The following is a 10,774-nucleotide window of genomic DNA, read 5'->3' on the forward strand; positions in this document are numbered from 1 at the left end:
TTCTGTATGCGACAAAACGCCTGACCGATTTCTCGGTTCAACCCAACGTAACTTTGTTCATCTCCAGCAGGCGCGAAAACGCCTCGCCGGCGAGATAAGCGTGTTCACGTTCGCGCTGGGTGGTCAGCGGATCGAGGCTGACCAGCACGTCGTCGACAAAGCCGGGATGGCACATCACGAGGCCGCCGTCGGGCAGCGAATCGAGGAACTGCCGCATCAAGGCGCCGAAATCGGGCGAGCGCGAAAAATCATAGGCGCCGGCGAAGGCCGGATTGAACGCAAGGTCTGCGCGTGCGGCGCGCTTGCGGAATTGTGCGCTCAAGGTGTCGAGCAGCAGCGCCTTGGGCTCGGAGAGCCGTGTTGCGAGCGGCTGGTTGCGGCCGCCCTGGCGTACCCAGGCGGTGGGTGCAGCTTCCTTCACTGCGGCGAGGAATCCATCGCGCACTTGCGGGAAGAGTTGCGCATGCTGATGGCCGTCGACGAAGTCGGGGGCACGGCCGAACAGATCCTTGAACGCCGACAGTTGCACCGACAATTCGGCGCGGACGATCTCCGGGTCGAGCCGGCGCAACAGGCCGGCGCGCAGCAGTTTCGGGAACGGCAGGAACATGCCGCCGTCGACCGGCTTGAAGTGCATGGTCAGCGGCCGGAACGGCGCCGTCAGCGTGGCGTGCAGGCCGATCGCGCAGCGCGGGCTGCTCGCGGCGATCTCTTGCAGAGCGGCGACCTCGTCGCGGCCGATCGCGGGACCTACCACCATCACCGAGGTGGCGTTGAGGCGGCCGCGACCGATCAGGTCGCGGATGGCGCGGTTGACGCCGGGGCTGAGGCCATAGTCGTCGGCGCACAGCCAGATCCGGCGCTGGTTTTCGTTCATTCCGCCGCGGTCCGTTCGACGGCCTCGGACGCCTTGGAATCGGCCGTCTTGAAGTCGGCAGTTCTGGAATCGGCGCGCTTCTCGCTGTGCTCGGACACAAAGTAGATCGGGCGCGCCTTCAGCTCGGAGAGGATCTTGCCGATATATTCGCCGACGATGCCGATCATGATGAGCTGCACGCCGCCGATGGTCATCACGCCGATCACCAGCGAGGGATAGCCGGGCACTTGCTTGCCGGTGGTCAGGACTTCCCACAGGATCGTCAATCCGAAGATGAAGGCGGCGAATGCCAGCAGCGCGCCGAGCAGGCTGGCAAAGCGCAGCGGCGCCACCGAGAACGAGGTCAGTCCCTCGATCGACAGCCCGATCAGCCGGCCCGGGCTGAACGAGGTGACGCCATGGGCGCGCGCTGCGGGCTCGTAATCGACGCGGATCTGGCGAAAGCCGATCCAGCTTGCGAGGCCCTTGAAGAAGCGGTTGCGCTCGGGCAGTTGCCGCAGCGCGGCGGCTGCGCGCGGCGACAGCAGGCGAAAATCGCCGGCGTCCTCCGGGATTTTTTGCCGCGCGCCCCAATTGATCAGCGCATAGAAACCGCGCACGGCCTGCCGGCGCAGGAACGATTCATTGTCGCGATGCGCCTTCGCGGTATAGACGACGTCGTAGCCGTCATCGATCCAGTGCTTGACCAGTCGTTCGACGAGGTCGGGCGGATGCTGGCCGTCGCCATCCATGAACATCACGGCGCCGCGGCGAGCGTGGTCGAGTCCGGCCATCAGCGCGGCTTCCTTGCCGAAATTGCGCGACAACGACACCACCTGCACATCGATCCCGTCAGGCGCGAGCCCGCGCGCGATGGCGAGCGTATCGTCCGCGCTGCCATCATCGACATAGACGACCTCGCAGCCGAGCGAGTAACGCTGCTTCAGCTTGCGCGCGAGGTCGCACAGCCGCTGGTGCAGGAATGCGAGTCCGGCGGCCTCGTTGTAGACCGGCACGACGATCGACAATCCTTGCGCCGCGGCGGTCGCCGTGGTCGTGGACAATCCGGAAACGTCGCTACCAAGCTTCATCGATCAGGTTCCAAACCCAGAGCCTTTTTCCGTTCAGTCGGAACGGGCTCTATCTTTCTGTTTTGACGCGTTTTCTTCACGCGAACCGGTACCCACTTCGCTTGAAAACGCTTTACGCCAACCAGCATATGTTACCTGCCGCTAGCTGTCGCCAGGATGAACAAGCATCATTGCCGCAGGAACGCCTCCAACCTGGCGAATAGCGGGTTTTCGCGGTCCAGCACATAATCGAGCGAGGCGATCGAGACCGTGTCGGCGCCGTGGTCGCGCAGAAAACTGCCGAGCGCGTAGAGCGTCGCCGGTGGGCAGTGCAGCGTAAGCATCCCCGACGAGGTCGGCCCGCCGAACGGCGAGACCACGCCGAACCGGTTATGAGCCTCCGCGAGCAGCTTATCGTTGCAGCCGGCAAAGCGCGTCCGCACTTCGCGGTACTTGCTGGCGCGGGCGCGCGCGGCGATGTGATCGAGAATGACGCGCGCAGCTTCGCGCGCACCGTCCGACCAATCGGCATCGCGCGAGGCGACGAGATTGGCCTGGCTGCGCAGGATCACGCCGTCGTCGAGCACTTTCAGCCCGTTGGCGGCGAGCGTTGCGCCCGTCGTGGTGATATCGACGATCAACTCGGCGGTGCCGGTCGCGGGCGCGCCTTCGGTGGCGCCGGCGCTCTCGATGATCCGGTAATCCATCACGCCGTGCGAGGCGAAGAATGCGCGGGTGAGGTTGATGTACTTGGTCGCCACCCGCATGCGCCGGTTGTGCTGGGCGCGAAACCCTGTCGTGACGTCGTCGAGGTCGGCCATGGTGCGGACGTCGATCCAGGCCTGCGGCACCGCGACCACGACATTGGCGCTGCCGAAGCCGAGGCTGTCGATCAGCAGCACGCGCTTGTCGGCGTTGACGATGCTCTCGCGCACCAGGTCCTCGCCTGTGACGCCCATATGCACGGCGCCGCGTGCGAGCTGGGACGCGATCTCGCTCGCCGAGAGATAGGCGATCTCGACATTGTCGTAGCCGGCGATCGTGCCGCGATATTCGCGCGCGCCGCGCGGCTTGGCGAGCGTCAGGCCTGCGCGCGTGAAAAATGCCTCGGCATTTTCCTGCAAGCGTCCCTTGGAGGGAACGGCGAGAACGAAGGTGCTCATGCGGCGCTCCCGCTCTTGCCGGCTTTCACCAGTGCGTCCACCCAGATGGAAAAGCCGACCGCGGGAATCGGCGTTGCCGAACCGAGCTGCGTCATCAATCCATCGTAGCGCCCGCCAGCGACCAGCGGCTCGCTGCCGTTGCCCGTGTGATGCAGCTCGAATTCGAACCCGGTGTAGTAGTCGAGGCCGCGGCCGAACGAGGTCGAAAAGCGTGTCCTGCGCGTGTCGATGCCGCGCGCAGCCATGAAGCCGACGCGGCTTTCCAAAAGGTCGATCGCCGCCGTGATGTCGAGTTTTGCGTCAGCCGCCAGCGCGCGCAGTTGCGCGACCGCATCGTCCGGATCGCCCGATATGACCAGGAAGCGCTTGATGATGCTGACGGCGTCGCGGGGCAGGGCGCCGGCTTTCAGCGTCGACTGCTCGAGAAAGCGGTCGGCGATTTCCTCGACGGTGCGGCCGCCGACATTGGTGGTGCCGGCGATCGACATCAGGTCGGTCACCAGAGCCAGCGCGGCCTTGCGGTCGGAGCCGGCGAGTGCCGCCAGCACGCCCTCATATTCGTTGCGGCCCGGGCCGGTCGCGAGCGTCAGACGCTCGATGTCGTCGGTCAGGCTGACCTTGCGGTTGAAATCCTTGATCAGGCGGCGCCGCCACACCGGATAGAGGTTGAGCGCATCGATCAGCGCGGTGAACAGCGCAACGTCGCCGGTGCGGATTTCGACGTTGTTGAGACCGAACGCGGCCGCGGCCTCCAGCGCCAGCGCGAGCATCTCCGCATCCGCCGCGGCGCGATCCTGCCGGCCGAAGGATTCGATGCCGGCCTGCAAGAATTCGCTCGGCTTGCCCCAGCGATAACGGAACACCGGTCCGAGATAGGAGAAGCCGGCGGGCGCACCGGCGCGGCCGGAAGCGAGGTAGTCGCGCGCCACCGGGATGGTCAGGTCCGGGCGCAGGCAGAGCTCCTCCCCACTGGCGTCTGACGTGAGGTAGAGGCTCTTGCGGATGTCCTCGCCGGAGAGGTCAAGGAAGGGATCGGCCGGCTGCAATATGGCCGGCTCGGCATGAACGTAACCGGCCTGCGCAAAGGATTGCAGCAGGGTATCCGCCCAAGGTGCGGAGGGGGGCGCGGTGACGTTCATCGGACGGTCCAAATACCGGGTTCCAAAGGGTTTTGTGGCGGAGGCCTTAGCACGGGGGCTTGAGGGTTTCGACAGGGATCGGGCAAGTGGATTAATGGGAACTGGCTGGAATTGACCGCCGAATCCGGATCGTTAACCGGGTTTTGCCCTCCAGTCGCCGAGTACGGCCTGTACCAATGCGAGGGCAGCGACGCCAGCGGTATCAGCGCGCAGGATTCTCGGTCCCAGCGCGAGCCTGAGGATGTTCGTTTGCTTCAGGAGCGATGCGCGCTCTTCCTCGGCAAAGCCGCCTTCCGGGCCAATCAGCAAATCGATGCCGCCGGAACGGGTTGCGCCTTTAAGAGCGGCAAGGGGATCGGCGACATCGGCGGCCTCGTCGCAAAACACCAGCAGCCGCTGCGCATCGCGCTGACCGAGATAGCGCTCGAGCGCCACCGGCTCGGCGACCTCTGCGAGACTGAGGATGCCGCATTGCTCGGCCGCCTCGATGACATTGGCGCGCATCCGCTCGGTGTTGACCCGCGAGACCTGGGTATGGCGGGTCACGACCGGCCGTAGCGAGGCGGCGCCCATCTCGACGGCCTTCTGCACGACGTAGTCGAGCCTTGCGTGCTTGAGCGGCGCGAACACATAGGCGACGTCCGGCAGGTGGTCCTGCGGCCGGATCTGGCTGAGTACGGTAAGCTGGTCCGCCCGCTTGCGGCCGGAGATCGCGGCCTGCCACTCGCCATCGCGTCCGTTGAACACCAGCACCGAATCGCCGGCGGCAAGGCGCAGGACATTGCCGAGGTAATTGCTCTGGTTGCGGTCGAGCGCGACGGTCGCGTCACCCCTCAGGGGGTGATCCACGAACAGGCGCGGGCTGCGAAAGTCGAGTTCAGGCATGGCTATGTCCTAGCCCTACAGCGTTTGAAGCGAAAGGATTGGAAGAGCGCCATTGTTGTTCGAACGGCTGTTCTGCGCCGCGCCATCGCCCGATTCGACGGGCGTAATGGAACCAAGGTGGCTGCTGAGCCGCTTTGGAGCTTGCCGGGAGAAAGCCCTTGCCGATTCGTCGCCTGATTGCGCTGTTGGGCTGTGCAGCTCTCGTCCTGCAAGCGGGCCAGGCTCTGGCGCAGGCCGCATTTCCGGTGCCGAACCGCACCTCGGACGCTTGCATGGAGGAATACATTCCATTGCGTGACGAGGCGGAGAACCAGCGCAAGTTGATCAGCGCGGCGCGCGATCGCAAGGCGCCGCCCGTTGAGACCTGCAAGCTGATCGAAAATTACGGCCTGGCCGAAATCAAGATCATCAAATATGTCGAAGCCAACACGGCGAAATGCGGAATTCCACCGCAGATGGGCGAGCAATTGAAGGCAAACCACGAACGAACCAAGGATCTGAGAACGAGGGTTTGTACGATAGCGCAAGGGGCGTCGCGACAGGCGCCGGCCGGACCGGTCGGCGACTTCCCTCCTCACTACGGCCGTCCTTGAACGTGCCGCTCGCTGTTGATCCGCAAAATCCAGGCAAAATGGATCGCGACCAGTTCGGGCTGCACCGTTGGAGCGCCGATGAGCGGCGGAGGCGCGAGAAAGCCGATTTGGCGCACGATCCGGGTCCGATCCGCTTGCTTTACGGCCTGAACAGCTAAAATCCGGGGCCAATTTAATGACTTCACGCGGCTGTGTGCCGCGCTGTCGCCCAAATCCACGGGTTGTTAAGAGGCGGCAGGAATCGTAAAAAGCCCCATCGGTAATCGTGCTTCGATCGGAAGATATTGAGGCCCATTGGACCTTGCCGGAGAAACACCCTTGATTAGCCGCTACCTGATTGCACCGCTGACGGTTGCCGTTGTCAGCCTCTATGCCGCCCAGGCCGGCGCCCAGGGCGCCTTTCCTGCGCCGCTGCCGGGTCAGTCTGCGCCTGCTGCTTCGCCATTCCCGCCGGTCAATGGAGCAACCGGTGCTCCTGCACCTGCGCCGGCCGCCTCGAGCGCCTTCTCCACTGGCGCTGCGCCGATCGGCGGCGCCGGCGGATTCGGCAGCGGTCCGCCGCCGCAGGCCAGCGGTCCGCCCGATGCCTGCATGAAGAATTTCATCCCGCTGCGCCAGGAGACGGAAAAGCGCGGCAAGCTGCTCGAGGCCGGCGGCAAGCGCAAGGCCGGGCCGGACGAAATCTGCAAGCTGCTGACCAGTTACAGCCAGGCCGAATTCAAGATGATGAAGTATGTCGAGTCCAACGGGACCAAGTGCGGGATCCCGCCGCAGATCGGCGATCAGTTGAAGACCAGCCACACGAAGACGGCGGAGATGCAGCAGAAGGTGTGCGGCTTCGCGCAGCAGGCTGCGCAGCAGAAGGCGGCGGCCACGCCGAGCCTGAGCGAGGTTCTGGGTTCGTCGGCCTCGCTGCCGGAAGCAACCCCGCAGCGCAAGGGCGGCAGCACCTTCGACACGCTGAACGGCAACGTGCTGACGCGATGAGCGACAGCGCGGCCCGCGTTGCCGATGCGACCGGCAACTGGGTCGACACGCACGCGCCGCTCTGGTCGCGGCCCTATCTGCGCCTTTCACGTCTCGACCGCCCAATCGGCTCGTGGCTGCTGTTGATGCCGTGCTGGTGGGCGGCGGCGCTCTCGGCCGCTATCGCCCACGACATCAAATCCCTGCCGCTCCATATTGTGCTGTTCTTCATCGGCGCCTTTGCCATGCGCGGCGCCGGTTGCACCTGGAACGACATCACCGACCGCGATCTCGACGCAAAGGTGGAGCGCACGCGGTCGCGGCCGATTCCGGCCGGGCAGGTGAGCGTGACGCAGGCGCTGGTGTTTCTGATTGTACAGGCGCTGATCGGGCTCGCCGTCCTGCTGCAATTCAACCGCTTTGCGATTGCGACCGGCATTGCCTCGCTGATCATCGTTGCGGTCTATCCATTCATGAAGCGGATCACCTGGTGGCCGCAGGTCGTGCTGGGGCTGGCGTTTTCCTGGGGCGCGCTGATGGGTTTTGCGGCGACTTTCGGCCGGCTCGATGCAATCGCCTTCGTGCTCTATGCCGGATCGATCGCCTGGGTGATCGGCTATGACACCATCTACGCCCACCAGGACGCCGAGGACGATGCGCTGATCGGCATCAAGTCGACCGCGCGGCTGTTCGGCGCGAACACGCAGGCAGCGCTGGTTCTGTTGTACGGGTTGGCCGTGGTGCTGATCGGCGTGGCGCTGCTGCTCGGCGAGGTGCGCTGGCCGGCGTGGATCGGGCTCGCGGCATTTGCGGCGCATCTGGCGTGGCAGATCTTGCGGCTGCGAATCGAGGATTCCGCACTGTGCCTGCGGCTGTTCAAGTCGAACCGCGACGCGGGGTTGTTGTTGCTTGCGGGATTGCTTGCCGATGCCGTGATGCGGGCGGGTGGATAGCAGTCGTCTGAACACAGGTGCTTGCAACTCCCTGGGCCGTCATTCCCCGCCACCGGGTCTCGCCTTCGGCGAGCCCGATGACAAGCTCCGGCGGGGAATCCAGTACGCCGCGGCCTCTCGACTCTATCGCTGCTGCCTCTGGAATACTGGATCCCCGCCTTCGCGGGGATGACGACTGAATGTGTGTTCTCGTTCTCGCGACATCATCTGCCCGAGCTTTTCAATTTCATTGTCCCTCCGTAGCATAGAGGGCGCAGGGAATGCCGGGTGCGCGCTGCACCCGCGGTCTCGTGTGCCTGATGCGCAAGCAAAAAAAGGCGCACACGAGCATACAGGTGAGCGGAGAACACTCCGACATCCCCTGCGCAATGGCTTTACGGCTTACTTCGTGCTCTTCCCGGCGGAGCGGGCTTGTTGTCACCGTCACCCCTGAGAAGCGCCAGCTTCTCACGAGCTTGACGCCAGCCTCGCGGCGTCAGAACCACACGACTTCGCCGTACGTTCCTGCTCAGTCACCTGCCGAACAGAAGCGTCCACCGCATCTCATCCCAACGTTCAGTGACGACGGCCGACGCCCCTCCTCGGGGATGAGACGGCGAATCTTATATTTCTGATTTTCAGAATAGGCAAGCGAAATATTTTTGCTTGTGGGGGCTTGACATGATTTCCGAAAATCAGAAGCGATTTGCCCGCTGGTGCCGGCAAGCCGTCACGGCGGCGGTCAGCGTGCAGGATATCGTTCCTCTGCATTGCGCCGAAGGCGCCGGCGTAGAATTTTCCATGACCGTTCGGTGTCACGAATGGTTTTCACCGCTTTGGCAGCGGATCGAATACTTGCTTAGCGTCGCCGAGAAAATCAGGCATGTCGCGGACAGTTCATCCGGAATGACTCAGATCGAAGCGGTTCTCCAACATGCTCACCTAAACGTGAGGTGCCATGCATTTAACCGCAGAAGGGCATGCGGCAGGTTCGCCCGAAAACACTTGAGCAAAATCCGGCAATAAAATTAGATAGATAAATTGTCTTTGTCAGCTATCTAGATCAATAATGCGAAGCGATTTGGACCCAAGAGAGCTGGTCAACTGGCCTGGGCACGAGGAGTTGGGGCTGCAATTCATGCGGCTTCTGGGCGCGGCCCAGGAAGGTGGCTCGACTGTTTCAGAGTGCTTCGTCACGGTCTCCCGAATCAATCTGAATGAAAGGGATTCCTGGCTTCGCGAATGGAAGCGGACTGCCGACGCCAACCATGAGCGCGCAAAGAAGGCGCTGAGTGACGGCCACTTGCTCACGGCGAAAAGCAACTGGCTCCGGGCTATCAGCTACTACCTGACCGCCATCACGGACCCTTCCGACCGGGATGCGGAAGATTTGCTGGAGAGTCTGCGGCGATCCGCTCATCTCTATCTCGAGCATTTGACGCCGGGCGGTGAGGTCGTCGAGATTCCCTGGCTGGAGGGATATTCCCTCGAAGGCTATTTCCTGCCTTCGCCAAGCAACCGGGGCCGATCGGCTGTCGTGGTCTGCATCGGCGAGCCCGGGCACCGCAAGGAAGAATTTTTGTACAAGACGGCGCGCTACGCCCGCGATCGCGACATGTCGCTGCTCGCGGTCGACCTCCTGGGGCCCGACGGCGGCCTCCGTTTCGGAGAAGTCGTCGGCCGGCCCGATCTCGAGACCGCCGTTGGCAGTATCCTCGACTACCTGTTGACGAGGCACGACGTCGACGAGGAAAGGATCGCGATTCTCGGAGATGGCACGGGTTCCTCCTTTGTCGCCCGCGGAATCGCCATGGACGAACGCGTTGCCGCGGCCGTTTGCGACGGCGGCATCTGGGATTTGCTGGAGCGGAGCTTTCTCCGGCGCCGCCAGCCGCAGCAAAACGAGATTTTTCCGCCCGGACGGAATCGGTTGCTCGCGCAGAACTTCAAATGTCCGGTCCTGATAACGATGGGAGAAAACGGCTGGCTGGACGCAGACCGGGTATTCGACCTGGTCAATCAGCTCAGGACCAATCAGCAGGACGTCTCATTGAAGATCTTCAATCGCTTGGAGACGGCGTCACACCAGGGTCATGTCGATAACCCGTCGCTTGCGAACGAATTTATATTCGACTGGATTGCCGATCGATTGCGGACAAGCGCATCCGCTACGGCCGCGCGTCTCACAAATCCATTGCAATCTTGAGGCTGGCCTTCTCGAGACGGCCGGTGAGCTGCATGAGCTTCTTGGTCAGATCGGCGAGTTCCCGGCTGTCCAGTTCGGTGAAGATGAACTCATTCAGGCTCTGCTGCTGTGCGGCCAGATTTGCCATGTGCTTGTAGGTTTTGTCGGTAAGGGACATTTGCACGACCCTGGCGTCGTCAGCGGATGTCCGGCGCCGCATCAGCCCCATCTTTTCCAGCATCTTCGATTGCGTCGTCACGAACGACGGGTCGACGTGGAGCATTTTCGAAACGGCTTTTACCGAAACCCCTTCGCCGCGATCGAGATCGGAGATCGCCATCAGGATCATCCATTGCGGACCACTGATGCCCAGCGTTCCGGCCCAGAACTGGCGAATCTCCTGAAAGTGCACGTTGATCGAAGCGATCGCCCAGGAGAACTGCCTGACAAGATCCTGATTCTTGCCTGCGGCGTCGTCCAGACCGGCGCGTTTTCGTAAAGCTGGAGAGGTCATGGGCTCGCCGACGGCTTCGAGAACATTACGAATAGTTCATCAAAAAAACGTCAGAAGCAACGAAAATAGGTAATTAAGTCATTGGTTTGGATCAGCCAAAATGTCGCAGAAGTCCCGGAATTTGGCGCAAACCCGGTGTTGCGCGAGGGATACAGTGCACATTCAATCGAATAGCTGAGTTCATAAACTATTTTGATTACGTAACTGCCACATGCATAGTTTCCCCGACGATGGAGGGGGGCCCCTTTGATCGTCCCGTTAGGCGGGTTCGCTTAAGTCCCTCGCGTTGATGCGGGTGTGTCCGAAGACGCGAAAGGCTCGGCGGTTTTTTTGGGGAAGTAGGGGAACCAACCACAGGGTGTCGAAGCCCGGCGGATCCGGAACCCTCCCTTAGGAGCAACTTGGAGGTTTAACATGAAGATGGTTAAGAGCCTTATTCTCGGCTCAGCGGCGGGTATCCTCGCCGTTGGC

The 10,774-nt window shown here is 62.7% G+C and carries 11 protein-coding genes; 5 read left to right on the forward strand and 6 right to left on the reverse strand.

The annotated features are described in order from the left end of the window. Positions 1 to 37: 37 nt before the first annotated feature. From JQ628_RS29850 to JQ628_RS29870, 5 genes are all read right to left on the reverse strand, one after another. Positions 38 to 877, reverse strand: a complete 840-nt coding sequence (locus JQ628_RS29850; protein WP_212228795.1) for a ChbG/HpnK family deacetylase — start codon at positions 875 to 877, stop codon at positions 38 to 40. Beyond that, positions 874 to 1,947, reverse strand: a complete 1,074-nt coding sequence (locus JQ628_RS29855; RefSeq protein ID WP_212228797.1) for a glycosyltransferase family 2 protein — start codon at positions 1,945 to 1,947, stop codon at positions 874 to 876. The genes JQ628_RS29850 and JQ628_RS29855 overlap by 4 nt, the downstream gene beginning before the upstream one ends. A gap of 167 nt (positions 1,948 to 2,114) precedes the next feature. Next, positions 2,115 to 3,089 carry an ATP phosphoribosyltransferase gene (hisG, locus tag JQ628_RS29860; RefSeq protein WP_212228804.1) on the reverse strand — a complete coding sequence of 325 codons (975 nt, stop codon included), beginning with the start codon at positions 3,087 to 3,089 and terminating at the stop codon, positions 2,115 to 2,117. After that, a complete protein-coding gene (locus JQ628_RS29865; protein ID WP_212228806.1) occupies positions 3,086 to 4,228 on the reverse strand; it encodes an ATP phosphoribosyltransferase regulatory subunit in 1,143 nt (380 codons plus the stop codon). The genes hisG and JQ628_RS29865 overlap by 4 nt, the downstream gene beginning before the upstream one ends. 132 nt (positions 4,229 to 4,360) lie before the next feature. After that, positions 4,361 to 5,113: a 16S rRNA (uracil(1498)-N(3))-methyltransferase gene (locus JQ628_RS29870; RefSeq protein ID WP_212228808.1), complete on the reverse strand. Its 753-nt coding sequence runs from the start codon at positions 5,111 to 5,113 to the stop codon at positions 4,361 to 4,363. A gap of 134 nt (positions 5,114 to 5,247) precedes the next feature. Here JQ628_RS29870 and JQ628_RS29875 point away from each other — a divergent pair, with 134 nt between their 5' ends. From JQ628_RS29875 to JQ628_RS29895, 5 genes are all read left to right on the forward strand, one after another. Continuing rightward, the gene (locus JQ628_RS29875; RefSeq protein WP_212228810.1) at positions 5,248 to 5,706 is read left to right on the forward strand and encodes a hypothetical protein; all 459 of its coding nucleotides are present in this window, start codon (positions 5,248 to 5,250) and stop codon (positions 5,704 to 5,706) included. Positions 5,707 to 6,024: 318 nt separating this feature from the next. Continuing rightward, a complete protein-coding gene (locus tag JQ628_RS29880; protein WP_212228812.1) occupies positions 6,025 to 6,693 on the forward strand; it encodes a hypothetical protein in 669 nt (222 codons plus the stop codon). After that, on the forward strand, positions 6,690 to 7,625 hold the full coding sequence (ubiA, locus tag JQ628_RS29885; RefSeq protein WP_212228814.1) for a 4-hydroxybenzoate octaprenyltransferase: 936 nt from the start codon (positions 6,690 to 6,692) through the stop codon (positions 7,623 to 7,625). Before JQ628_RS29880 ends, ubiA begins: the two co-directional genes overlap by 4 nt. Before the next feature lie 660 nt (positions 7,626 to 8,285). After that, complete coding sequence (locus tag JQ628_RS29890) at positions 8,286 to 8,630, forward strand: hypothetical protein (protein ID WP_212228816.1); 345 nt, start codon at positions 8,286 to 8,288, stop codon at positions 8,628 to 8,630. Between the two features lie 112 nt (positions 8,631 to 8,742). Continuing rightward, the gene (locus tag JQ628_RS29895; RefSeq protein WP_249128590.1) at positions 8,743 to 9,810 is read left to right on the forward strand and encodes an alpha/beta hydrolase family protein; all 1,068 of its coding nucleotides are present in this window, start codon (positions 8,743 to 8,745) and stop codon (positions 9,808 to 9,810) included. Here JQ628_RS29895 and JQ628_RS29900 read toward each other — a convergent pair. After that, a complete protein-coding gene (locus JQ628_RS29900) occupies positions 9,788 to 10,303 on the reverse strand; it encodes a MarR family winged helix-turn-helix transcriptional regulator (protein ID WP_212228820.1) in 516 nt (171 codons plus the stop codon). The genes JQ628_RS29895 and JQ628_RS29900 overlap by 23 nt on opposite strands. Between the last annotated feature and the right edge of the window lie 471 nt (positions 10,304 to 10,774).

Source organism: Bradyrhizobium lablabi (assembly GCF_018129385.1).
Lineage (GTDB): Bacteria > Pseudomonadota > Alphaproteobacteria > Rhizobiales > Xanthobacteraceae > Bradyrhizobium > Bradyrhizobium lablabi_C.

Excerpts from the sequence above, each read along its gene's own strand:
- JQ628_RS29850 (WP_212228795.1), bottom strand. The coding sequence starts at position 877 with ATGAACGAAAACCAGCGCCGGATCTGGCTGTGCGCCGACGACTATGGC.
- JQ628_RS29855 (WP_212228797.1), bottom strand. The coding sequence starts at position 1,947 with ATGAAGCTTGGTAGCGACGTTTCCGGATTGTCCACGACCACGGCGACC.
- hisG (WP_212228804.1), bottom strand. The coding sequence starts at position 3,089 with ATGAGCACCTTCGTTCTCGCCGTTCCCTCCAAGGGACGCTTGCAGGAA.
- JQ628_RS29865 (WP_212228806.1), bottom strand. The coding sequence starts at position 4,228 with ATGAACGTCACCGCGCCCCCCTCCGCACCTTGGGCGGATACCCTGCTG.
- JQ628_RS29870 (WP_212228808.1), bottom strand. The coding sequence starts at position 5,113 with ATGCCTGAACTCGACTTTCGCAGCCCGCGCCTGTTCGTGGATCACCCC.
- ubiA (WP_212228814.1), top strand. The coding sequence starts at position 6,690 with ATGAGCGACAGCGCGGCCCGCGTTGCCGATGCGACCGGCAACTGGGTC.
- JQ628_RS29890 (WP_212228816.1), top strand. The coding sequence starts at position 8,286 with ATGATTTCCGAAAATCAGAAGCGATTTGCCCGCTGGTGCCGGCAAGCC.
- JQ628_RS29895 (WP_249128590.1), top strand. The coding sequence starts at position 8,743 with ATGCGGCTTCTGGGCGCGGCCCAGGAAGGTGGCTCGACTGTTTCAGAG.
- JQ628_RS29900 (WP_212228820.1), bottom strand. The coding sequence starts at position 10,303 with ATGACCTCTCCAGCTTTACGAAAACGCGCCGGTCTGGACGACGCCGCA.